The 24,119-nt window shown below is 61.5% G+C and carries 19 protein-coding genes and 1 pseudogene; 8 read left to right on the forward strand and 12 right to left on the reverse strand.

What is annotated here, in order from left to right; genetic code table 11:
• Positions 1-30: 30 nt before the first annotated feature.
• The 5 genes from ACJ70B_RS19005 to ACJ70B_RS19025 form a co-directional block, all read right to left on the reverse strand.
• Positions 31-1,665, reverse strand: coding sequence for a BCCT family transporter (locus tag ACJ70B_RS19005; RefSeq protein ID WP_408960583.1), 1,635 nt, complete (start codon positions 1,663-1,665; stop codon positions 31-33).
• A 276-nt stretch (positions 1,666-1,941) separates the two neighbouring features.
• Positions 1,942-3,186, reverse strand: a complete 1,245-nt coding sequence (ilvA, locus tag ACJ70B_RS19010; protein ID WP_408960584.1) for a threonine ammonia-lyase — start codon at positions 3,184-3,186, stop codon at positions 1,942-1,944.
• Between the two features lie 39 nt (positions 3,187-3,225).
• Positions 3,226-5,781: an FAD-dependent oxidoreductase gene (locus tag ACJ70B_RS19015; RefSeq protein ID WP_408960585.1), complete on the reverse strand. Its 2,556-nt coding sequence runs from the start codon at positions 5,779-5,781 to the stop codon at positions 3,226-3,228.
• A 190-nt stretch (positions 5,782-5,971) separates the two neighbouring features.
• Positions 5,972-6,910, reverse strand: coding sequence for a tetrahydrofolate dehydrogenase/cyclohydrolase catalytic domain-containing protein (locus tag ACJ70B_RS19020; RefSeq protein ID WP_408960586.1), 939 nt, complete (start codon positions 6,908-6,910; stop codon positions 5,972-5,974).
• A gap of 330 nt (positions 6,911-7,240) precedes the next feature.
• Positions 7,241-7,978, reverse strand: coding sequence for a creatininase family protein (locus tag ACJ70B_RS19025; protein WP_408960587.1), 738 nt, complete (start codon positions 7,976-7,978; stop codon positions 7,241-7,243).
• An 89-nt stretch (positions 7,979-8,067) separates the two neighbouring features.
• Between ACJ70B_RS19025 and ACJ70B_RS19030 the strand changes: the two genes are divergently transcribed.
• Positions 8,068-9,075 carry a succinylglutamate desuccinylase/aspartoacylase family protein gene (locus ACJ70B_RS19030; protein WP_408960588.1) on the forward strand — a complete coding sequence of 336 codons (1,008 nt, stop codon included), beginning with the start codon at positions 8,068-8,070 and terminating at the stop codon, positions 9,073-9,075.
• Between the two features lie 20 nt (positions 9,076-9,095).
• Here the strand turns inward: ACJ70B_RS19030 and ACJ70B_RS19035 are convergent, their stop codons facing one another.
• Positions 9,096-9,848: an anthranilate synthase component II gene (locus ACJ70B_RS19035; RefSeq protein ID WP_408960589.1), complete on the reverse strand. Its 753-nt coding sequence runs from the start codon at positions 9,846-9,848 to the stop codon at positions 9,096-9,098.
• A complete protein-coding gene (gene pabB, locus ACJ70B_RS19040) occupies positions 9,841-11,355 on the reverse strand; it encodes an aminodeoxychorismate synthase, component I (RefSeq protein ID WP_408960590.1) in 1,515 nt (504 codons plus the stop codon). Before pabB ends, ACJ70B_RS19035 begins: the two co-directional genes overlap by 8 nt.
• A gap of 233 nt (positions 11,356-11,588) precedes the next feature.
• On the opposite strand from pabB, the gene ACJ70B_RS19045 reads away from it, so the two are divergent.
• The 4 genes from ACJ70B_RS19045 (at position 11,589) to ACJ70B_RS19060 (ending at position 14,858) form a co-directional block, all read left to right on the forward strand.
• Entirely contained in the window at positions 11,589-12,698 is a 1,110-nt protein-coding gene (locus ACJ70B_RS19045) for a hypothetical protein (RefSeq protein WP_408960591.1), read from the forward strand.
• A gap of 149 nt (positions 12,699-12,847) precedes the next feature.
• Positions 12,848-13,123, forward strand: a complete 276-nt coding sequence (locus ACJ70B_RS19050) for a hypothetical protein (protein WP_408960592.1) — start codon at positions 12,848-12,850, stop codon at positions 13,121-13,123.
• Positions 13,124-13,303: 180 nt separating this feature from the next.
• The gene (locus tag ACJ70B_RS19055; protein ID WP_408960593.1) at positions 13,304-14,437 is read left to right on the forward strand and encodes an aromatic ring-hydroxylating oxygenase subunit alpha; all 1,134 of its coding nucleotides are present in this window, start codon (positions 13,304-13,306) and stop codon (positions 14,435-14,437) included.
• A gap of 61 nt (positions 14,438-14,498) precedes the next feature.
• Positions 14,499-14,858, forward strand: a complete 360-nt coding sequence (locus ACJ70B_RS19060; protein WP_408960594.1) for a hypothetical protein — start codon at positions 14,499-14,501, stop codon at positions 14,856-14,858.
• A 95-nt stretch (positions 14,859-14,953) separates the two neighbouring features.
• Here the strand turns inward: ACJ70B_RS19060 and ACJ70B_RS19065 are convergent, their stop codons facing one another.
• The 3 genes from ACJ70B_RS19065 to ACJ70B_RS19075 form a co-directional block, all read right to left on the reverse strand.
• Complete coding sequence (locus ACJ70B_RS19065) at positions 14,954-15,769, reverse strand: hypothetical protein (RefSeq protein ID WP_408960595.1); 816 nt, start codon at positions 15,767-15,769, stop codon at positions 14,954-14,956.
• A 373-nt stretch (positions 15,770-16,142) separates the two neighbouring features.
• The gene (locus ACJ70B_RS19070; protein WP_408960596.1) at positions 16,143-16,568 is read right to left on the reverse strand and encodes an EamA family transporter; all 426 of its coding nucleotides are present in this window, start codon (positions 16,566-16,568) and stop codon (positions 16,143-16,145) included.
• A 608-nt stretch (positions 16,569-17,176) separates the two neighbouring features.
• Complete coding sequence (locus ACJ70B_RS19075; protein ID WP_408960597.1) at positions 17,177-17,404, reverse strand: IclR family transcriptional regulator C-terminal domain-containing protein; 228 nt, start codon at positions 17,402-17,404, stop codon at positions 17,177-17,179.
• Positions 17,405-18,189: 785 nt separating this feature from the next.
• Here ACJ70B_RS19075 and ACJ70B_RS19080 point away from each other — a divergent pair.
• Entirely contained in the window at positions 18,190-19,200 is a 1,011-nt protein-coding gene (locus tag ACJ70B_RS19080; RefSeq protein ID WP_408960598.1) for an aromatic ring-hydroxylating oxygenase subunit alpha, read from the forward strand.
• A 302-nt stretch (positions 19,201-19,502) separates the two neighbouring features.
• Here the strand turns inward: ACJ70B_RS19080 and ACJ70B_RS19085 are convergent.
• Positions 19,503-19,755 (reverse strand): annotated as a pseudogene (locus ACJ70B_RS19085) (Rid family hydrolase); the annotation flags it as partial.
• A gap of 138 nt (positions 19,756-19,893) precedes the next feature.
• On the opposite strand from ACJ70B_RS19085, the gene glyA reads away from it, so the two are divergent.
• On the forward strand, positions 19,894-21,144 hold the full coding sequence (gene glyA, locus ACJ70B_RS19090) for a serine hydroxymethyltransferase (RefSeq protein ID WP_408960599.1): 1,251 nt from the start codon (positions 19,894-19,896) through the stop codon (positions 21,142-21,144).
• Between the two features lie 485 nt (positions 21,145-21,629).
• On the opposite strand, the gene ACJ70B_RS19095 is transcribed toward glyA, so the two are convergent.
• Positions 21,630-23,258: a BCCT family transporter gene (locus tag ACJ70B_RS19095; protein WP_408960600.1), complete on the reverse strand. Its 1,629-nt coding sequence runs from the start codon at positions 23,256-23,258 to the stop codon at positions 21,630-21,632.
• Between the two features lie 558 nt (positions 23,259-23,816).
• On the opposite strand from ACJ70B_RS19095, the gene ACJ70B_RS19100 reads away from it, so the two are divergent.
• Complete coding sequence (locus ACJ70B_RS19100; RefSeq protein WP_408960601.1) at positions 23,817-23,978, forward strand: hypothetical protein; 162 nt, start codon at positions 23,817-23,819, stop codon at positions 23,976-23,978.
• Positions 23,979-24,119: the final 141 nt, after the last annotated feature.

Consider the following 24,119-nt stretch of genomic DNA (forward strand, 5'->3'; position numbering starts at 1 on the left):
GGGCGACAGTGACCGCGACTGCGGGAACGGTCAGTCGTCGGACGGATCGGTGGTCTCTCGCTCGGACATCTCGACCTCGAGAGACGGGAGCGAGACATCGTCCTCCTCACGGAGGAACAGGGGTCGATGACTGCTGAACGTGACGATCATCGCTGCGACGGCAAGTAACGCGATGATCGCGAACGGTCCGCCGGTGATGATCGCGGCCTGCTGCAGGGCGTCGACGCCGCCGGTGACCATCAGTAGCGACGCGAGCGCGCCGATGAGGAACCCCCAGATGACGCGGTTGATCGTCGAGGGCTGCTCGTTCCCGCCGGTCGTGAGCATTCCCAGCGCCAGCGTCGAGGAGTCCGCCGACGTGACGAGGAACGTCGTCACGAGCACGAGGAACAGACCCGTCAACACGCCGCCGAGCGGCAACGCCTCGAACAGCGGGTATCCGGAGCCGGCCTCACCGAGTTCGCTGATGACGGAGAGGATGTCGGCGCGACCGTTCTCCTGCAGGAAGATCGCGGTGCCGCCCATCGTGGCGAACCACGGAATCGTGACGCCCGTCGAGGCGATGACGCCCGTGACGACGACCTGTCTCACCGTCCGACCGCGCGAGATGCGCGCGATGAACAGCCCGACGAACGGCGTCCAGGAGAACCACCATGCCCAGTAGAAGACCGTCCAGCCGCCGACCCAGCTGCTGACGCCGCCGCCGATGCTCTTGGCGGCGCCGGTGTAGAAGCTCATCGTGACGAAGTCGTTGATGTACGCGCCGAGCGCCTCCGTGCCAACGGTCATGATGTACGTCGTCGGCCCGAGGACGAACGTCGCGATGGTCACCACGGCGAACAGGATCATATTGAAGTACGAGAGGCGGCGAATTCCCTTCTCCACGCCGAGCGCGACCGAGATCGTGAACGCGACGGTCAGTCCGGTAATCACAACGATCGTCCCGAGATCGCCGACGCTCGCACCGGTAATCCACTCGACGCCGACGAGAAACTGACTGCCGACCAGTCCCAACGTCGTCGCGACGCCGCCGATCGTCGCGAACACGGCGAAGATATCGATGAGTTTCGCGATCGGACGATCGAGGTTCCCGATGCCGACCCACGGTGCGATCACCGTCGAGATACGCAGCGGCGCATCGTATCGGTAGGCGAAGTATGCGATCGGGAGCGCCATAATCACGTACGCGGTCCACGCAGAGAGGCCCCAGTGGAAGAACGTGTACTGGATCGCTCCCACGGCGGCCGCCGCCGACTGCGACTCCGCGCCGATGAACGGCGAGACGGCGTCGTAGTGGAAGATCGCCTCGGCAGGGCCCCAGAACACGATCCCAGCGGCGATCCCCGCCGAGTACAACATCGCGAAGTACGCGAGGAACGTGAACTCCGGCTCTTCGTCCTCGCCGCCGAGCTTGATGTTGCCCCACGGTCCGAATATCAGGAAGCCGGCGAACGCGACTAAGGCGAACATCGCGACCAGGTACCACCAGCCTGCGGCGGTCCACAGGAAATCGTTCACGCTGGTCATGTACCCCGACGTGGTCTTTGGCCAGAGGACGAACGCGATCACCGCCGCCACGGCGATGGAGAAGCCGACCGCGAACACCGGCGTATCGAGTTCCTCGAGGAACCGTCCAACCGGTCCGTCTGATTCAGCTCGCGCCATTGTCGATCACCATTTCCCCGCTATTCGATCGCTGCGATTGGCGGCGTACGTCTGCCACTCGATCTCCTCGTTCGATGGGGCACCGCGCCCCCGCTCGGTCCACTGGATTCTCGTATGCTCGTTCTCAACGACCATTGTTAGTGACTCCCTCTCATGGGAACTCTTTGTTCTTCGTTATAAGCCTACCCTTTAATATAGTATCGCATCTTTGAATTCCGGAATTAACGTCGGTATCGACCGAATCAGAGGGTTGTTCCACAAGACATCATTCTATTCTCACTTCTGGTTGACGTCCTCGACGGTGTACCCTTCGGCTTCGATCGCTTCGATGATCGACGCGGCGTGTTCGGCGCCGCTGGTCTCGATTTGAAACACCAAGTACGCTTCGCCGACGGTGAGGTCCTCGACCGCGCGGTCGTGCCGGACCGTCTGGATGTTCGCTCCGTGATCGGCGATGACACTCGAGATGTCGTCCATCTTTCCGGGCATGTCGTCGATCCGTACGCGCAGCCGCAGGATCTGTCCCCGCTCCGTGAGTGCGTGGATGAGAACGGTCTGTAGCATCGTCATATCCAGGTTCCCGCCGCCGAGAATCGGCATGACGGTCTCACCGCTGACGTCCAATTGGTCGCTCAGGACGGCCGCGACCGACGCGGCGGCCGCGCCCTCGACGACCTGTTTCGCGCGCTCGAGCAGCAGTAGGATCGCGTTTGCGATCTCCGCGTCGGAGACGGTGACGACCTCGTCGACGTGGTCCTCGATGAGGTTGAGCGTCAGGTCGGAGATCCCGCCGGTTGCGATCCCGTCGGCGATTGTATCGACTTCATCGAGCGTGACCGGGATTCCCTTGTCGAGACTCTCGTGGACGGTCGCGGCCCCCTCGGCCTGGACGCCGACGACGCGCGTCTCGGGGGAGAGGTGGTCGAGCGCGGTGGCGACGCCGCTGATGAGCCCCCCGCCCCCGATGGGGACGACGACGGTGTCGACGTCGGGACAGTCCTCGTGGATCTCGATGCCGAGCGTCCCCTGTCCGGCGACGATGTGCGGATCGTCGTACGCGTGGACGAACTCGACGTCGTTGTCGGCGGCGTACTCCTGGGCATACGTCATCGCTTCCTGGAAGTCCTGCCCGACCAGTTCGACCGTCGCGCCGTAGCTTCGCGTCGCATCGATCTTCGCCTGCGGAGCGTGGGTCGGCATCACGATCGTCGAGTCCGCGCCACACTTCGTCGCCGCGAGGGCGACGCCCTGTGCGTGGTTGCCCGCGCTCGCGGCGACGAACTCGTCGGCTCCGTCGGCGACCGCCTGGCTGATCTTGTTGTACGCCCCGCGGGTCTTGAACGAGCCGGTCCACTGGAGGTGCTCCATCTTCAGGTACACCTCCGCGTCGACCATCTCGCCGAGCGACGTGCTCCGCTCGACCGGCGTCCGCTTGACGACCGTCTCGTCGTCGAGGCGGTCGCGCGCTCGTTCAATGTCTGCATACCGAACTAATGGTTCTCGTTCCTGAGGTTCACTCATGATTGAATACTGTGGATGTTGGCCGGCGATCGCTACCGGCTATCGGATGATCTTGTCGCGGCCGGGATCGAACAGCGGCTCGTCGCGGACCGTCGCGTCGTAGGTCTCCCCTTCGCATTGGATCTGCACCGACGTCCCGGCGTCGGCGTACTCGCTGGGCAGGTACGTGTAGGCGATTGATTCGCCGACGCTGTAGCCGTAGCCGCCGGCCTGAACGTATCCGACGGCCTCACCGTCAGCGAGCACTGGCCGGCCGCTCAGCATCGCGTCCGTCGAATCGTCCAGCGTCAGACAGGCGACCTCGGTGTCGGTGCCCGACTCCTTGGCCTCGACGAGCGCCTCCTTCCCGATGAAGTCGGTGTCCAGATCGACGGCGAAGGGCAGTCCGGCGGCGAACGGATCGACGTCGGTGTCGACGTCGGTTCCCCACAGCCGGAACCCCTTCTCGAGACGCATCGACTCGAGTGCGCCGCCACCCATGGGCCTGACGTCGAGATCCTGACCGGCCTCCCAGAGCGTGTCCCAAAGCTTCCGGCCGTACTCGGAGGGAGCCCACAGCTCCCAGCCGAGTTCGCCGACGTACGAGAGCCGCAGCGCGATTACGGGAACGTCGCCGACGTAGAGCCGCTTGCAACTGAAGTACGGGAACTCGCCGTTAGAGATGTCGGCATCGGTGACTCGCTGGAGCAGTAATCGAGACTTCGGTCCCCACAGTCCGACGGTGCACTTCGCGGATTCCTCGACCGTCACGGAGACTGTGTCAGGCGCGTGGTCCTCGATCCAGGAACCGTGGATACCCGGCGAGTTGCCGCCGCCGGTCGTCACCATGTACTCCTCGTCGTCGAGGCGGGCGACGGTGAGGTCGGCGATGATCGTGCCGCCCTCGTTCAGCATCGTCGTGTACCGGACCGTTCCGACGTCGATGTCCATGTCGTTGCTGCAGATCCGCTGGAGGAACTCGCCGGCATCATCGCCCTCCACCATGATCGAACTGAACGTCGTCATGTCGAACATGGACACGTTCTCACGGGTGTGGAGGTGCTCGGCACCCTCGATCGGAGAGCGGTTGATCCCCTGCCAACCGTCCTGTTCGGGGATCCGCTCCTCGTACTTCTCGACGAGGTCCGCGTTGGACTCGTACCACTGGGGCGTCTCCCAGCCGCCGCTCTGGTAGAACTCAGCGTCGAGTTCCTGCTGGTGCCCGTAGAACGGACTCACACGCAACCCGCGGCGGTCATCGGGCTGCCACCGTGGTTCGACAATGCTGTACACCTGTTCGTAGCGCTTCCCACCGCGGTCCGTGAAGTAGTCCTTGCTCCCGGCGTGGGGTTCGAACCGGTTGACGTGGATCCCGCTCGTGTCGACGGGTCCGGACGGGAGCCGCGGGACGCCGTTCTCCATCCACTCGGCGAGGATTTTTCCGTAGCCGCCGGAGTGGGTCCACCAGATCGCCAGCCCGGTCCAGAGGCCGTCGACCGCCGCCGTCTCGCCGAGTACTGGCATCCCGTCCGGCGTGTAGACGAAGATTCCGTTCTCCGTGACGCGGAAGTCTTTGTCCTCGGTCGCGGGCAGCAGTTCGTCGAATGCCTGCTGGGGCGACTTCTCGCGGTTCGGGTGCGTCGCCTTCGTCCAGTGCTTCTCGGTGAAGCTGTGGACCGACGCCTGGCTGTCCTCGTCGTTTTTCCCCATCTCGTCCGGATCGACGACCAGTGTCTCGTGGTTGTACGAGCCGAGCCCGTAGCCGTCGCCGTGCGTTCGGAAGTACAACGAGTTGTCCTGATCCCGACCGACCGGCCGGTCTGGCGGCTGAGCCATGGACTCCGTGATCTGACTATCGCCGGGGACCTCGAGGCCGGCGGTGGCGTCGCCGATCACGGTGCCGGACTCGTCGTCGAGTTCCGCAAGCGGCTCCGTGACGACGTACTGGTGTTCGACGGGGGCGATCGGCAGGTCAAGGCCCGCCATCTGACCGGTCTGGTACGCCCAGTTGTTCGTCGCGAGGACGCACCGATCGCACTCGATGCGGCCGTTGTCGGTGACGACCGCCTGGATCTCACCGCCGCCGGTCTCGATGTCCGTCACCTCGGTGTCGCCGAAGAACCGGGCCGACGATGTCTCGATGTACCACTGTAGTGCGTCGGTCCCGGCCACCTGGCCGTCGGTTGGCGAGTAGTAGCCGCCGAGGATCTCGTCCTCGTCGACGAGCGGGAGGTACTCGGTGACCTCTTCGGGCTCGAGGAGCTGTGGCTCCGGCAGCCCGTACGAGGTGGCCCACTCGACGCGCCGCTGGAGGAAGTCCATTCGTTCCTCAGAGCGGGCGAGTTCGATGCCGCCGACCTCTGTGTAGACGCCCGCGTCCTTCAGCAGTCGGCTCGTGTAGTGGGCCGTCTTGGTCTGGATCTTCGACGGGGACGTCTGGAACATGATTCCCGGTGCGTGCGTCGACGAACCACCAGTCACCGGAAGCGGTCCCTGATCGACGACGACCACGTCGTCTGCGCCGAGTTCCGTCAGGTGGTAGGCGATACTACAGCCGACGGCCCCAGCACCGATAATCACCGTCTCGGCTCTCGTAGGCAAGCTCTCTATGCTCATGTGATACCCACACGTGGTACAGTCCCTCTCATAAATATACCGCTGCCTTAAGTAAAAACGGGCGAACGAGGCCGGTTCACGGAGCGAATCGCGAACGCCACAACAAGAAATATCGCTGATACGTTTTGGCAAACGCGGCATCGTCACCGGCTCGACCGGGTGGCCGCGGGGGTCGCGTCTCCGTCGCCGGTCACGGGAGCGATACGTCGACGTCGGCCTGCAGCCCCGCCGCTTTGATCGTGTTGTAGAGGAGCATCGTGATCGTAAGCGGCCCGACGCCGCCGGGGACCGGCGTGATCGCGTTGGCCTTCTCCTTCGCGCTCTCGAACTCGACGTCGCCGACGAGCTCGTACCCCTTCTCGGTGTCCGACTGGTCAGACTCCGTCTGACTGTCCTCCGAACGTCGTTCGGAGACATCCACGCGGTTGACGCCGACGTCGACCACGGTCGTTCCCGGCGAGAGCATCGATCCATCGATCAATTCCGGAACGCCGGCGGCCGCGACGACGACATCCGCGCCCCGCGTCTTCGCCGCGAGATCGTCCGTGCGCGAGTGGCAGATCGCGACCGTCGCGTTCCCGGTGTCTGACTTCTGGACGAGGAGATTCGCCATCGGTTTCCCGACGATGTTCGACCGGCCGACGACGACGACGTCCGCACCCTCCGTCTCGACGCCCTCCGCCTCGAGCAGCTTCTGGATACCGTGGGGCGTACACGGCTTGAACCGAGGCGTCCCGGTGACCAACCGACCGACGTTCTCCGGGTGGAACCCGTCGACGTCCTTTTGCGGATCGATCCGCTCGAGGACGGCTTGCCGATCGACGTGGTCCGGGAGCGGTAACTGCACGAGGATACCGTGGACCGCCGGATCGTCGTTCAGTTCGTCTATCTGATCGAACAGCACGTCGGCGGGCGCGTCCGGATCGAGTTCGTGGTGAATGCTCTCGATTCCGAGGTCGTTGCAGGCCCGTCGTTTCATCGAGACGTACGTCTCGCTCGCGCCGTCGTCGCTCATTAGGACCGTCGCCAGCCCCGGCGTCACGCCGGCGTCCGCGAGCGTCTCGAGGCACGGTTCTAGATCCGCAGTGAGTCGATCCGCGATCTCGTTACCGTCGATGATCCGTGTCATAGTTGGTCTCGTTTCGATCGCTACGGGCCGCGTCCGCTCGAGGAGACGGGGCGCTACGGCCGGCACTTCGATCGGGTACCGGTGCCATCGCTCGTCGAGATGGACCGCATCGACCCGCAGCGATGTCGACTAAAGGGTTTGCGGGGAGGATAATTAATCCACGTGTCGAATGGCGTTTCGTGACCGACATCGGTGAGCCGCGATCGGTCGGGAGAGTAACAGTGCTATCAATGTGAAGCAGGACGCTCGAGGTGACGATATCGAGGCGGCACCGACGACAAATGATCGTCTCGTCGAGAGGCGAAACTCGGCCGCGCCGTCGCGGAGCGGTTACCGGTGGGCGGGACGGTCGAGATCCCGATCGGCGACGGTCTCCAGCAACGCGACCAGTGCGTCGGCCGCCGCGTCGAGTAGTTTCTCACCCAGTTCCGCACTCGCCTCACGTGGATCGCCGACGACGCCGTTCTCGGTGAACTCGGCCGAGTCGAACGCGAGGTTGACCCGGCCCTGCCAGTCGCCCCAACGGTCGCTCCCGTTCTCGGCGGCCTCCTCGAGGTGATCCTCCCGAACGGCGCTGGGATTCGCGTACTGGACCAGCGCCGTCTCGAGCGGCCCGCCGTGACCCATGCGAGAGCTGTGTTCGCCGACCTCGTCGAACCACGTGAACGGCACGGCGTACGCGTCGTCGTGTCGAGTGATCTGGCCGGTAACGTCTTGGAGGGCGCTCGTATTCCCGCCGTGTCCGTTGACAAGGACGATTCGATCGACCCCGTGGTGGGAGAGGCTCCCGACGATATCGCGGACATAGGCCTTGAACGTCGACTCCGAGGTCCAGAGGGTGCCGGTGAACTGTCGGTGTTCCTCGGCGATACCGACGGGGACCGCGGGCGCGACCGCGACCGTCCCCTCGTACCGCTCCGCGGCCGCGTCCGCGACCGCTTCGGCGTTGAGCGTGTCAGTTCCCAGCGGTGCGTGCGGGCCGTGTTGCTCTGTGCTCCCGACCGGGAGTAATGCGAGATCCGTTTCGGCCGCATCGATCTCCGTCCACGTCGCTTGCTCGAGATGCATACGGCCGATCGCTGCACGCGTAGTCGCATAAAACACACTTCCTCGAGAGACGTGCAAACTTACAAGTTCGAGCGAGGGAGTAAACGAGTATGGAGCACGAGACCGTCACCCATACAACTGCCGAGCGCCGTCTCGCTCGCTTGCCGTCCGGGACGGACGTCACGGTGACCGTCCATCGATACGACGGCGGAGTCGGACCGACCGCCTACGTGCAGGCCGCACAGCACGGTATCGAACTCAACGGAACGGCCGCGCTGCGTCGATTGCACCGCCACCTGCTGACCGCTGAGGTCGCCGGTACGGTGATCGCCGTGCCGGTCGTCAATTCGCTCGCGTTCGATCACGGATCGTACGTCACGCCGCAGGCGGTCGACGCGGTCAACCCGAACTGTAATCGCGTCTGGCCGGGCGACGACGCGGGAACCCTGCAAGAACGGATCGTCGCCAGACTGTGGGAGGTGATCGAGCCGACCGACGTCGTAATCGATCTGCATACCGGAACCCCGGACATGCTCGAGCACGTCAGATTCCAGCACGGAAATCGGAAGTCACGGACCCTCGCGGCGACGTTCGGGGCCGACTATCTCCTGACCGATTCGCCGTCCGACGGTGAAGCAGACGACGGCACAGGGGACGGCGACGCAGCGGACGATAACGCGGCCGACGACGAGCCGTATCAGGGCAAGCTCCGAACGGCCGCCGCGCAGGCCGGAATTCCGGCGATCGTCCCAGAACTCTCGAACAGCCGCCAGATCGATCACGACGCGGCACACCGCGGGGTCCGCGGACTCCGGAACGTTCTCGGTGAACTGGGAATGCTCCGTGAGGAACCGGCACCGACGCCCTCGCAGACGATCCTCCGAAACGACGAGGGGCGGATCGGTACCGACGCTTCGGGGCTCTTCGAACCGAATCCGGAGGTCACCGTCGGTGATCACGTGTCCGCGGGGACCGAACTGGGGACGGTGTACTGTCCATCGACGTTCGAGGAGCGCCAGCGCGTGACGACGACCGACGACGGCGTGATCTACTCGCTCACCCGCGAGTCCGTCGTGACTGCCGGTGAGAAGGTCGCCTGTATCGCGGAGCGAGCGTGACAAACCGTCGATCGTCCGGTTCAGCCGCGGGCGATCGAGGTACAGAAGTTCTCGACGATGCGTTTCCCCGACTCGGTGAGAATGCTCTCCGGGTGGAACTGGACGCCGACGTGGGGCAACTCCGCGTGGCGAACGCCCATGACGATCCCCCGACCGTCGTCGGTGTGGGCGGTCTCGATCAGTTCCGCCGGCAGGTCGTCGCGCTCGACCGCCAGCGAGTGATAGCGACCGACCTCGAGGGGGTTCGGCACGCCGTCGTACAGCCCCGTTCCATCGTGATCCACCGTAGACGTCTTTCCGTGGACGACGTCGGGTGCGCGTCCGACGGACACCCCATGAGCGGCACAGAGTGCCTGATGACCGAGACAGACGCCGAACGTCGGGTACTCGGTCTCGGCGAAGATATCGATGGAGACGCCGGCCTCGGCAGGCGTCCCGGGGCCCGGGGAGACGACGATCCCGTCGGGATCGAGGTCGCGGACACCCTCGAGGTCGATCTCGTCGTTGCGTCGGACGATCACGTCGTCGAACTGGCCGACGTCCCGCGGCGCCGCCGCGGAGCCTGCCGGAGCGATCGCTTCGGCGACGTACTGAACGAGATTGTACGCGAACGAATCGTAGTTATCGATCACCAGCAACCTTTTGCTGCGGTCACTCGCTAACGCTCGTTCCCTGGCAAAACGTTGATGAAAACCCTGCCTCCCTCCTTCCAGTCGGTCGTTGGGCCGCTCGCTCGTGTCCACTCGCTCTCGGGTGCCACGTCCGTCACTCATACTGTTCACCTCCGCTTTCAGCCTCGAGTGCCATCCCGGCCCGCTCACCCAAGGCCTCGTCGACCGCCGTCACGAGCGCCTGTGCCTTGTCGAGCGTCTCGTCGTACTCCTGATCGGGAACGGAATCGTGGACGACGCCGGCACCGACACGCAGGTGGTACTCGTCGGCGTGGCGGACCAGCGTCCGGATGACGATGTTCAGCGTCGCCCGATCGTCGAAGCCAAACATTCCGATGCTCCCGGTGTAGGGGCCCCGTCGGGTCGCCTCGAGTTCGTCGATGAGCTCCATCGTCCGCGGCTTCGGCGCGCCCGTGATCGTGCCACCCGGAAAGACCGCCGCGACGGCGTCGGCGACGCTCGCGTCGTCTCGCAGGGTTCCCTCGACGAGTGAGACGAGGTGCATGACTTCCGAGTACCGGTCCACGCGGCGGTAGTCCGTCACCGACACGGAACCGTACTCGCTGACCTTTCCGAGGTCGTTGCGCTCTAAGTCGACGAGCATCGCGTGTTCGGCGCGTTCCTTTTCGTCGGCGCGGAGGTCGGCCGCCAATCGCTCGTCTTCGGCCGGCGTCCGCCCGCGAGGTCTGGTTCCAGCGATCGGTTCAGTGACGAGTGAACCGTCGCGGACCTCGAGCAGCAGTTCCGGGCTCGCGCTGACGAGATCGACGCCGGGGAACTCGAGCAGCCCCGAGTATGGGGCCGGGTTCACGCGTCGGACCGCGTCGAAGACGTCGACCGGATGGGCGGCCGCCGGAGCGACGAGTCGGTGGGAGACGTTCGCCTGAAACGTATCACCGTCGCGAATGTACCGCTTGACTCGCCGAACGCGGTCGGCGAACGCTGCCCGACCGCACTCGCTCTCGAACGCGGCCCGGGTCGCGTCGACCGTTGGACTGCGGTCCGCTTCGCTGCCGTCGATCGCCGCCCGCGCCAGGGATCGAGCCCTCGCTCGACCGGTCTCATAGGCGTCGTCGGGATCGTCGTCGACCACGGGACAGGCGGTCACTCGCAGTTCCGTTTCGCCGTCACCGTCACGCGGTTCACGCCACGCGGCGACCCGATCGAAGACGCCCAGTTGAAGCCGCGGCAATCCGCGTTCGTCGGTCGTCGTCGACGGCAACGACTCGAGTTCCCTGACGACGTCGTAGGAGAGCCAGCCGAACGCACCGCAGGGATACGGGACCGAGCAGTCTCCGCGTACCAACCGCTCGCGCTCGAGGAGCGCGTCGATCGTTCGGATCGTCGGACTTCCGTCGTCCCGATCGACCGCGTTCGCGGTCACTCGAGTCCGTTCGACGGGGTCGACACCGAAGTAGCCCCAGCCGGACTGTCCGCCAGTCGTCTCGAGGTAGAACCCATCGGCCTCGTCGGTCCGAACCCTGCGATAGGCGTCGAATGGATCGGCGACGGAGACGCGTACCTCGACCGGGATGCGAGCGCCGTCCGGCGCGCTCTCAGCGGTCTCTACAAACGATTCGCTATCGGTTACGACCGTGATCGTACTCATGGCGAATACCCGCCACCGGGACCGGCCGCCCGCCGTCCCGGAAGCGTTCGTATCAGGAGCGCACTCGGAGCGTATAAAAAGATTGTGACAAGGGCAGACATACCATAGTTTGACGGGTGATCTGATAATACAGGAGTGCTACCGATCTCGGGCGGATTCTTCACGGGACATTTGAAGGGGTGAATTATTCCTCACGTACCCTTATCCCTAACGACCGGGTGCTTACGAACACCATGGGAGTCAGTGCCTCGATTGAGAACCTCTCTCGAACGATCGAGCGATATGAGGCGGACGGGGGCGAGATCCATCGCGTCGACGCGACGATTCGAGGCGACGGTGACGAACCGAGTATCGCGATCGACGTCGTCGTCCCGCTGTGTTCGGCCACAGGGCAGTCGACCGCCAAGGCCGAAACGACACCGCGGACCGCGACGGTCGACGAGAACGACGGTCTCTCCCTTGAGTTTCCGCCGTCGATCGTGCCGGCGATCGACGAGTTCGCGCCCGCGAACGCGTCGTGCACCACGGAGGAAGCGACCGTCACCTCGGAAGGAACTGTCGTCGTCACGTTCGCCCTCGGTCTCGAGGCGGACGCAGAGCAGAGCCATGAGACGACGAACGGAGACGTCGAGTCCGATCGGAGCGCATCGGCGACCGAGAGCGAGGACGAACGCCCACTCGAGTCTCGCGACCGATTCGCCTCGGATTCGGTAGCGATCGACGACGAGACCAAGCGCACACTCGCAGCCGCACGGAACGACGACCTGCCGCCGTACGACGATGTCGAGTACCTGGAGTGTCTGTACGACTCCTTCGATACGTTCACCGCGATGGCGGAGGCGCTCGAGATGGACGTCGCGTCCGAGACCGTTCGACGATACATGATCGACGCCGGCGTCCACGAGCCGACGTCCTACGAGACGACCGCACCGGACGAGGACGACGCGACGACCGACGGCTCGGAGGTAACTGCCGGACAGCAGGATAGCTCCGCCGATGAGAACCGGGAACCGACGGTCGACACGGACAGCGAACTCGATCGATCGGTGACGGCAGACGATCCGACCGCGTCCGTTCCGGAGAAACAGCTCGTCGCCGACGGGATCGGTCTTCCCGAAGACGTCGAAATCGACGAGCTGATGGACGCGATCGAGTCGTCCATGACGTTACACGACGTCACTCGGACGCTCGGCCTCGAGCGCGGTCGGACCCGCGAACTGCTCGAGCAGCTGAACCTGCTCGATCTCGTCGTAAAACGCGTCTCCGACGCGAACATACCCGATCGACACCCCTCGCGAAACGAGATCACCGATCGGATCCGCGAGAGCGCCACCTACGGCTAGTAACGCGAGTCGACGAGGGACGCTCCCGCAGTGCCAGCGCTGGCAGCGCGCACCGCCCTGCTCCGGCTCTCTCCGCCTCCAGCCATCCGATGCACACCATGAGTCACTAAGCTAATTTAGACGCTCGCGACTGTGTACTACATAGGATATTGGCCGACTCGTCCCGACGGACCGCGATCGCCGTCCTCGATCAGGAAGCGATCAGTTTCGAGGATCTCGTGCGCGAAGTCACAGAGCTTGAGGCGACCGAACCTGCGGCCGACGCGATCGAACGGACCGAACTCTCGTTCCGGCACGTCCACCTGCCGATGCTCGAGGACGCAGAAGTCATTCGCTACGGCCCCGAAACGGAACGGATAGAGTTACTGGAAAACGAACGGACGAACCGTCTCCGAACGCTCCCCCCTGAGTCCCTTCGGTCGTAATTCTCGGAACGACTGACATCGGCCGTCGATACCGTCTGCCGTCGCTCTCACGAGCGACTGGTCTCGGCGACCGAATCGTTCTTGAGACGAACCCTCACCCCCGAATCAGTCGTCCACTTATATTCATGTTCAATATCACTGGTCAACCGTTTTTAGGTCTTATTGTATTGTTGGTATCGTATGACACAGTGGGACGACTCACAAACGAAAGCCGTGAGTGAGGATATCACGGACGACGCGAACGCGCTGCCAGCCCGGTACTTCACCGACGACGACGTCTTCGAGATGGAGAAAGAGAAGGTGTTCGGGCAGTACTGGGTCTACGCAGGCCACGCCAACAGCATCAGCGATCCCGGCCAGTTTTTCACGCGGACTCTCGGTGATCGCCAACTGATCGTCGTCCGCGGCCACGACGGCGATATCAAGGCGTTCGACAACGTCTGTGCACACCGCGGCTCGAAGATGGTTGAGGATACGCCGATGACCGATCCCGACGAGGGGAATCGAATTCGGTGCCCGTACCACCTCTGGACGTACGACCTGGACGGCACCCTGCAGAGTACGCCCAAGAGCTTCGAAGAAGCGAGTCTGAACCCCGATCTCGAGGACGACAAGGTCCAGGAGTTCGATTGCGAGTCCAACGGACTCAATGACGTCCACGTCGACACTATCGGTCCGCTTGTCTTCGTGAATCTCAGCGAGGATCCGATGCCGCTGGCCGAGCAGGCCGGCGTGATGAAGGATCGTCTCGAGGCGCTGCCCCTCGAGGAGTACGAACTCGCCACCCGAATCGTCTCCGAGGTCGAGTGCAATTGGAAGGTGTTCGCGAGCAACTACTCGGAGTGCGATCACTGCCAGGCCAACCACCAGGACTGGATCAAGGGAATCTCGCTCAACGACTCCGAACTCGAGGTCAACGACTACCACTGGGTACTCCACTACACTCACGCGGAGGACGTCGAGGACGAGATGCGGATCCACGACGAACACGAGGCGCAGTTCCATTACCTCTGGCCGAACTTCACGGTCAACATGTACGGCACCGCCGACGGCTACGGTACCTACTACATCGATCCGATCGATACCGACCGGTTCCAGCTCATCGCGGACTACTACTTCCGGGACAGTGACCTCTCTGAGGAAGAACGTGAGTTCGTCCGCACGAGCCGCCAGCTTCAGGAAGAGGACTTTGAACTAGTCGAACGCCAGTGGGAGGGGCTTAGAACGGGCGCGCTCGCTCAAGCCCAACTCGGCCCCAACGAACACACCGTCCACCGCTTCCACCAGCTCGCACAGGAGGCCTACGACTCGTGATCACACCGATCATTGACCAGCGCTCGCCAGCACTCGAAACGAAATCTGCTATTCGATACCTATGAGTACGCAAGACCACGCACCGTACGTCGCAGTCTGTCCGGAGTGTGACGTCGATCTGCGAACCGAGGCGCCGAACGAGATCGTCGAGTTCTACCGCCGTCACTATCGTGTGACGGGCCACGACGTGGAGATCGAACGTGCACAGGTAGATCTCGCCGAGGATGTCGCGAACGACGGTCTCAAGGACGTCGTCTGGCAGTTGCAAGACCGATACGAGAACGGCGTCCCGTTCGGCGTCGTCGCGGCAGTGATGTCCGACCACGGGGTCTCGATCGGCGAGACGTTAGACGAGATCCACGACGTGCGAATGACCGGCGGCCTGTACGAACCGCAGGACGATCACCTCGGCGCGTTCTGACCGAGCGTTCACGGTTGCCATCCCAACTTGAACCGGTCTCCCCGTCCGTCGGCTAGTTGACGTCACGTACCGCTGTAATTGTACCGTTCTGACAATCAGTTCTCGTTCCCCTCTCGGCTACTGACCTCATCCGTCTCAGGCCACTTCGCGTCAGGATCGATCGGTTCCACTGCGCGAACGAGCTCGTCTTCGGTGTAGTCGCGATCCTCGAGTTGCATGCTTCGGATCCGCCACTGGCGGCTCAGTTCCGGTTCGCCCTCGGGCCCGACTCGCGCGCCGCGGGTTCTGAAGAACGCTCCGTCGCGGCCGAGTCGCTTCCCCTCGTAGGTGTGCTGGTCGAAGACGGCGTCGTACGTCCCGCCGGGCTCGAGGTCGTCCACGGGGTGGTCGTAGCGGGGCTCGCGGCCCTCCTCGCGTGCGGTCGCGCGTTCTTCGGAGAGTTCACCGAAGTAATCGTCGGCGTGTGCGGCCTCGCGAGACGACGGCGCTCGAGCAGCCGCCAGGGCCGCGTGGACCGCACAGAGCCGACCGCGCCAGGACTCTTCCGACCACCGCTCGCGGGCCAGTTCCTCGTAGCGAGCCACTGTGAGCGCGACCTCGTGACCGGCGCGCAAGTCCTCGACGACGTAGAGGTTGATCCGGTCCCAGAAGTTCCAGGCGTATCCCGAACGGACCAGTTCCCACGCGGCCCACGCCGCGACCTCCTCGTCGGATCGCCGGACCGCCTTCTGGAGGAGACTTGAGACGACGTACCGGTTCGCCCCAGACTTGGTCTCGTTCTCGCCGAGTTCGTCGCCGAAGTCGTCGCGCTTGGGTCCAGCGTCGGAATCGTCGGTCGCGTCCGCCGCGTCCGTCTCGTCGGTCCGGAGTTCCCCTTCAGTGCCGAACGTGGCCTGTTTCCCATCGTCCATACTCGTTCTCTCGCCCGGTTGACGGAAATAGCTGACTGCTTCGATCGACTGATGGGCGACTCACGCCGGCCAGCCGTCCCCGACGATCGGGGAACGTCACTCCGCTCGAGAGACGAGCCACTCCACTGCTCGCAGAGTCGTTCGAATCGATCCCAGAGAACCGTTCGCGATTCAATCACGTGATCTGTATGTCGGCACGGTAACTGTATTGGAACGCTGCGAGAATGCCTGGGTACGGGTACCGGTTGATACTGCTCACCTCAGCAACGATGATCGCGTGGAGACTGTGGGCGGTCTTCGGCCAGTACCCTCCGTATCGACGGGGCCTCGATGTTCTTCACGAGATGCACAGAATCGTCGAGAAAAACCCGATCTATCGCGTAAGTAAGACGATACTGAGACATGCAAACGCGATTCCGGTAAATCTCGTTATCGTAACATCATCGCCGAGAATAACGATACCGAGGATGGCCGCTACGACGAAGTACATGGCACCGAGGGTAGAGACCACTGTCGTCGACGCTTGGGAAAATCCGATGTACATCGAAATGAGGCCAATTCCAGCGAACAATCCGGCTGCGCTAGCAAGCAGCCCTCCTTTCGCGGTAACGGCGATCGATGCGTCTGAAACAGCTATGGACCCGAGTGCGAGAAGACCCGCTACGAGATACGTGATCGCGGCGGCAGTCCTCGGATCGATAGACTCCGACGCACCGTTGCCCAAGAGTATCCAAATCCCCCATGATGTCATTGTGATTAAACCAAACAAAATTCCCGAATCGATCTCAGTAACTCCCATCAATGGACATTTCGTCTTGCCATTTAAAGGAGAGCCATGTTCAGTATGACGGGTGTTTAAATACACGATGCTAACGGTCGTTGTTCTGTGTCTTAACAAGGCCTCGGAAAGTTATTCCGAGGTGATCACGCGATGGTGATGCTGCTCTCCCGAGCACCTTCGGTGAGGACCATGCTTTCCAAGAGCTTCGTCCGGAGTTCGTTGAAGATGACGATAGTGTCCTCACGGAGATCATCAATCCCCACAGTTCAGGGACCGCATAGGGGTATGCGGGTCCGAAAAGGACCACCACACGAAGAAGGGCTCGCCGTCGACTTGCTCCACTACGAAATCGATCGTCTTGTCTGTCCGCAGGGAGCTCTTTAGTGACCGATCGCCGATCACTCTATTGGCGACCTCTCCAAGGAGGACGGCGGCGTCGGACCACGTGACGTGAATCTTCTCGAGTTCGCGGACGAGTTGATCGTGTGCCCTCGTGGAAAACCCACCGTGATACATTCCATACTATTCGTGTTCTTCAAGCTTCGGGAGATACTCGAGGTTCGCTTTACCTGCGATTTCGGGGCATCCCGCAACTCCACCGTGAGCTCGGACGTTCTTCTGCTTAATCACCCCTCGATACTGCGATAGTTCGGTCCCGAGACGCTCATGGTACCAATGGAAGGAGTGACCAGTCTATCGACCGCCATCCCGACGCTGCGCAGTCCCTCGGTGAATTCCTCGTCGTCGATCACGTATTCCCGATCGGTAACGCGATCGAGTTCCTCGAAGAAGGTCCGACAATCGGTGACCGTGTTATCCGTATTCGCCGGTCGTCTCCACTGATCGAGGATCACTTCGGTCCAGTCCTGGGTAATTCAGCGAGAATCGCTTTCCCGGAAGCGGTAGCGTGCATGTGATCACACGTCCTCTGTCGCGTCCGTCAGCTTCGTCTTTCCTCTCCAACTACGGACGTCGGTTCACCTCATACAATTCGTTACACGCGTACGTTTGTAATCGTCCACGTTTACGCCCACCGTCTCAGCGTCGAGACCGAATACGCACGGACCAGCCAAAATCCGATCGGTAGCTCGACGTTCGAACGACTCGCCCGTTCTCATCGGCCACCGGACCTGCATCTCCTATTAGTGCGATAGACTATTATCTGCCGCGAACTCCCGACATCGCGTACCGAGCCGTAGCGTCCAAAAGGAGGTTTCCAAGGTCGCGATTCCCTGATAGATCCGGCGAACTGCAAATACCGGAACTGCGATCCCACCGTCTACTTTTACGCACTCGAAAAGTGCAGACGATATTACGTCGTTCATCCGTGGTTATACGTATCCGACACTAGTGCTATTTTCGCTTCTTTCGCACTGAAGTTGGAGTTCCGTTTGAAAACGCCGTCCGGAGATATCGTGCTCCATCAACGAACGGTTCCCTTTCTAAGGTGTTGTGTTTCACAGTATCGTTTCGCGAGAATCCTGCGTAAATGTATCATATTTATAATATAGGATACTGATAACTTAGCCATATCAGATTCGACTTCTCAGCTACTATCCCGATAAGGAAACCGAGCATATAATGGGATTCTATATAACTGGTGAACGCTTTTTCGGAATGCCCTCAATTGTGCTACTGCATGACGCAATGGAAGCGAAGCCAGACCGAGGCAGTGAGCGCAGACATCACGGAGAAGACGAACGCGCTACCGGCCCGGTACTTCACCGACGATGACGTCTTCGAGATGGAAAAAGAGAAGATATTCGGTCGGTACTGGGTCTACGCCGGCCACGCTAACAGTATCAGCGATCCCGGCCAGTACTTCACGCGAACCATCGGCGGACGCGACCTGATCATCGCTCGAGACGACGACGGTGACGTCCGCGCCGTGGAGAACTTCTCCGCTCGCGACGGCGACGTGCTCCTCGAGGACGCGACGATGACCGATCCCGAACGCGTCGATCCGGACGAGTTCGCCGATGCAGAGTCGGTGCACGTCGACAGCATCGGGCCGCTGCTGTTCATCAACCTGCGTGACGATCCGATGCCGCTGGCCGAGCAGGCCGGCGTCATGAAGGATCGTCTCGAGGCACTGCCCCTCGAGGACTATGAACTCGCCACTCGGATCAGTTCGGAAGTTGAGTGCAACTGGAAGGTGTTCGCAAGCAACTACTCGGAGTGCGACCACTGCCAGGCCAACCACCAGGATTGGATCAAGGGAATCTCGCTCAACGACTCCGAACTCGAGGTCAACGACTACCACTGGGTGCTTCACTATACGCATGCAGAGGACGTTGAGGATGAGATGCGGATCCACGACGAACACGAGGCCCAGTTCCACTACCTCTGGCCGAACTTCACGGTCAACATGTACGGCACCGCCGACGGCTACGGTACCTACTACATTAATCCGATCGACACCGACCGGTTCCAGCTCATCGCGGACTACTACTTCCGGGACAGCGACCTCTCCGAGGAAGAACGTGAGTTCGTCCGCACGAGCCGCCAGCTTCAGGAAGAGGACTTCGAACTAGTCGAACGCCAGTGGAAGGGGCTTAGAACGGGCGCGCTCGCTCAGGCCCAACTCGGCCCCAATGAACACACCGTCCACCGCTTCCACCAGCTCGCGCAAGAGGCCTACGACTCGTAACGATCTCCCTTTGCAACTTCGGAAACGGTATCTCTGATAGGTACCGCAGTAATGACAGTATTACGTTCAACTGTCACTTCGTCAGTGTCCAAATCAAATTTGGACGCACTGAGTAGGGTGATAGTGCCGTATCCATCGACGTGACTGACCATTGCGTTCGGTGGCACGTCTTCGATGGAACGAGTCGCTCCAAGAACGTCTACGCGAAATCGACCGGAGCCCGACCGCGCGAATTCGGTGGACTCTCGTTGCACGCTGTGGACGACCGAGCCCCCGTCGCCGTTGTGGCTACTCGATTCCACGAGCGCCTCGATCTCGACCGTGGCACCCTCGGGAATGCGGCCGACCTTGACGGCGCTTCTGACAGGCGGCTCTTCATCGAAAACTCGGTATACGTCTGGTTGAACTCATCGAAGTCGTCGATATTGTCGAGGAGTTCGCCGCGGTTGTAAGCGGGAGCTGGCCTGCGGTGAAACGGAGGTCAGCATTTGTAATTGCCTGACTGTACGCGCCCACGGCTGCCGGAGCGTCGCCGGTACTGATTGCGCACTTCATAGACACCGATCTCTCCACCTGTAGCTTAAGGGCTAGTACTGCGCGAATTTAACAGCACATAATGCCAGACAGGTTATTTTTTGAGATTGAATATCTGATACACACAAGATATTTATCACCCATAATCGATGTCTAGTTATGGTGTTCAAACAATCACTCGAGCAAATAGATCCGAATACGGCCGAGGCCATCGACCTCGAACGTGAGCGGCAGGAATCGACGCTGGGGATGATCGCCTCCGAGAATCACGTCTCGAAAGCTGTGCTCGAAGCACAGGGGAGCGTCCTCACGAACAAGTACGCCGAAGGATACCCCGGCGGGAGATACTACGGCGGCTGCCAGCACGTTGACACCGTCGAGGAACTCGCTATCGAACGCGCGAAGGAGCTGTTCGGGGTCGACCACGCCAACGTGCAGCCACATAGCGGCACGCAGGCCAATATGGGCGTGTACTTCTCCGTGCTCGAGCCAGGCGACAAGATACTGTCGCTGTCGCTGTCGCACGGTGGGCACCTCTCTCACGGCCACAACGTCAACTTCTCGGGGCAGCTCTACGACGTCGAACAGTACGAGGTCGATCCCGAGATAGGGTACATCGATTACGACGAACTCGAGAGTCACGCTCGCGAGTTCGACCCGGACATCATCGTCAGCGGCTCCTCAGCGTACCCCCGCGAGTTCGAATATGAGCGGATCGGCGAGATCGCGGACACAGTCGATGCATACCACCTCGCAGACATCGCCCACGTAACGGGACTCGTCGCCGCCGGCGTCCACGCCTCACCCGTTGAACATGCAGAGTTCGTCACCGGAAGCACTCACAAGACGATTCGCGCTGGTCGCGGCGGGATCATTATGTGCAACGAGGAGTTCGCGGACGACATCAACTCTGCGGTGTTCCCCGGCGCGCAGGGAGGGCCGCTGATGCACAGCATAGCCGGCAAGGCCGCGGGGTTCGCGGAAGCCGAGACCAACGAGTTCCAGGCCTACGCCGTACAGACCGTTTCTAACGCTACTACGCTAGCTGATCTGTTCAACGATCGGGGGCTCTCGCTAGTGAGCGGTGGGACGGACAAGCACCTCATGCTCGTTGACCTCCGCGACTCCCACCCCGACATCACGGGAAAGGAGGCCGAAGAGCTACTATCTGACGTCGGAATCATCGTCAACAAGAACACCGTCCCCGGCGAGACGCGGTCGCCGATGGTCACCAGCGGGATTCGCGTCGGCACGCCGGCGCTCACGACCCGGGGGTTCGGCGAAAAAGAGATGGAGACCGTCGCCGACCTCATCGTGGACGTGCTCGACAATCCCGTAGACGAGGACGTTCACGACCGGGTCGCTTCGACGGTCGAGCACCTTTGCCAGGAGTTTCCCATCTACGGGTAGTACAGGCTCTCGCTCCTCGAGTACCCGCAAGTACGCACTGCTCTTTTAAGAGAGGCGATCAGTAACACCGTTACGGTCGGTCTTTTCGAGAGAGGATATGGTCACCAACTGACCGTGACACCGGGCTGCATTCGAGGGCACATCGTGTCCCGATGACTCGAACACCTACCGCCTCGAGCGACGGATGCTCTGACCGAACTGCGCAATGCTGTGTGTCACTGTGCAGTCCAAGTTACGTGTCCGTGACGGTAGGAGAAGAGTAGGGTGAGCAGACGGCAACGTCAGTGAGGACAGATCACCGTGCAATGAGAAGGAGAGCTGGGACTACGTCCACTGATACGTTGATGTGTTCCCTTCGCTGCGACCGGACGGCCTGCTCTCGATTTCAGCCCGTTGTGTCTCTCAGTCCTTTCGCTCTCGTCGTCAGGTGTGCTTCTGTGGTCCCGCTACAACCGCGAGAAGCGAGGTACGACAGCCTGAGGTGATCAATCATCATCTGACTCTTGAGCCGCTGTTTCCCCTGGAGCATTGAGTCTCGTGGATTGGTTCGACACGGAATCCGAACGGTCAGTGTCGAAGAACACTGGATAGATATTGTGACAGGGATAACTGATCGCTAGCACCGCGAGGATAGTGATAACGGCGAAGGGACCACCGGTGATAATCGACGCCGCCTGGAGCGCGTCGACGCCGCCGACGACCATCAGCAGAGACGCCAGTGCCCCGACCAGGGCGCCCCAGATCACGCGGTTGATTGTGGACGGCTCGAGTTCCCCGCCGGTCGTGAGCATTCCCAGTGCCAGCGTCGAGGAGTCCGCCGACGTGACGAAGAACGTCGTGATCAACAGCAGGAAAAGGAGGTTCAGTACGTCACCGGCGGGTAATGCTTCGAACAGCGGGTACCCGGAGCCGGCAACGCCGTACTCGGAGATGACCTCCAGGATATCCGCCGCGTTGGTCGATTGTTCCGTGATCGCGATGCTACCCATGATCCCGAACCAGGGGATCGTCACCGCCGTCGACGCCAGGACGCCGGTGACGACTACCTGACGGACCGTACGGCCCCGCGAAACGCGGGCGATGAACAGTCCAACGAATGGCGTCCAGGAGAACCACCAGGCCCAGTAGAAGATTGTCCAGTTACCGACCCAGCCCGCACCGTTGCCCGCGTTCATGAAGAAACTCATCGCGACGAACTGATTGATATACTGTCCGAGCGCTTCCGTTGTGACCGACATGGTGTACGCTGACGGGCCCAGCACGAACGTCAGAAGCATGAATACCATGAACAGCCCCATATTGAACCGGGACACCCGACGGACTCCCTTCTCGATACCCACCGTCACTGACAGTGTAAACGCGACCGTCAGGCCGATGATCGTCAGAATCGTCCCGGCGTTACCGACCGATATCCCGGTAGTGTACTCGATACCGGTAAGGAACTGACTCCCGACGAACCCGAGCGTCGTTGCGATCCCGCCGAGAGTGGCGAACACCGCGAGAATGTCGACCAGTTTCGCCCAGACGCAATTCAGGTTGTCGACGCCGAGGAACGGAGCGAGCACCGTCGAAACACGCATGGGCGCGTCGTGCCGGTACGTATAGTACGCGATCGGGAGCGCCATGATGGCGTACGCGGCCCACGCCGAAAGCCCCCAGTGGAAGAACGTGTACTGAATAGCACCGACCGCTGCGTCGGCCGTCTGCGACTTGGCATCGATGAGTGGCGGAACCGTGTCGTAGTGGAAGATCGCCTCCGCAGGGCCCCAGAACACGATCCCTGCGCCGATCCCAGCCGAGTATAGCATCGCGAAGTACGACAAGAAACTGTACTGCGGCTCCTCGTCCGGCTTGCCGAGCTTGACGTTCCCCCATGGGCCGAACACCAAGAACAGCGCGAACGCCACGACAAAGAACATCGCGAGGAGGTACATCCAGCCGACCTTTTCCCACAGTAATGCGTTTACACGCTTGACGGCGCTGGCGGCGGCGTCCGGCATCAGAGCGAAGGCGACGACTGCTACCAGCGCTGTAAGGAACCCGACGAGAAACACGGGGATGTCAAGTTCGTTCGAGAACCGAGCGAAGCGACCGTCTGGATCAGAGTTGACCATACAAAATCACCAACGTTTGCCCTGATCGTGCGCTGTGCACGTCGGCGTGAACTCGACCGGCCTCGTGACACTATTCTCGCCTCGTACGTTCTCGACTCTTGCTTTACCCGCTTGCGGGGCGCTCATGTTCCAGGTTAGCATGCGGCTTCCCTGTCCCCTACGGTTCTGTGATAGCGTATAAATCCACCGAAGCTATCGTTATCAAATACGTTCCGCCGATAAATTATAAGTGGAAATCCTTTTCGCGGTGGACCGTCCACTAATCATACGTTCACACCCACTTTCGGTTTGCGTCTCTGACCGTGTACCTCTTGGATTCGGGCTCAGAGAGTATCACCGGACGCCACGCGACGAAAGACAGATCAAGCGTGGCCACCGACGAGAATACACATCGTGAATAGGTTCACACTCTCTATCGAGGGAATCTGTAAAATGTACCGACAGACAGCCTAGCGGATTTCCGACAATGTGGGTATGACTGGAGTATCGTCTCCGGTACAGTCGGACGTTGCGCGGGTTACCGATACACCTTTTCCATCTGACGTACTATGGACGTCCATGTGTCAATACTGCAGCTATCGGTACCACGACGGCTGGACGGAATTATTACAGTACGATGATGTGTACCAGAACACCATCAGTACAGAGTCGGAGGCGACGTACGGATTCCACGAATCGTGGGACGAACTTCGAGAGGAAGTCGGCTACGGCACATCCTAAAAGGATCAACTCGGCGGAAGTTCTCGCAAGCAGGACTCGCACTCGCTCCGAGGGAGTTTCGGTCGGGCTGCTTCGTCGATCAAATCCCGGTCTACGCCCGTTAGTTCCGGCCGCAAGCGACTGTCGTTCGCGGTCAAGAAC

Origin of the sequence: Natrinema sp. 74 (assembly GCF_046097095.1) — an archaeon.
Taxonomy (GTDB): Archaea; Halobacteriota; Halobacteria; order Halobacteriales; family Natrialbaceae; genus Natrinema.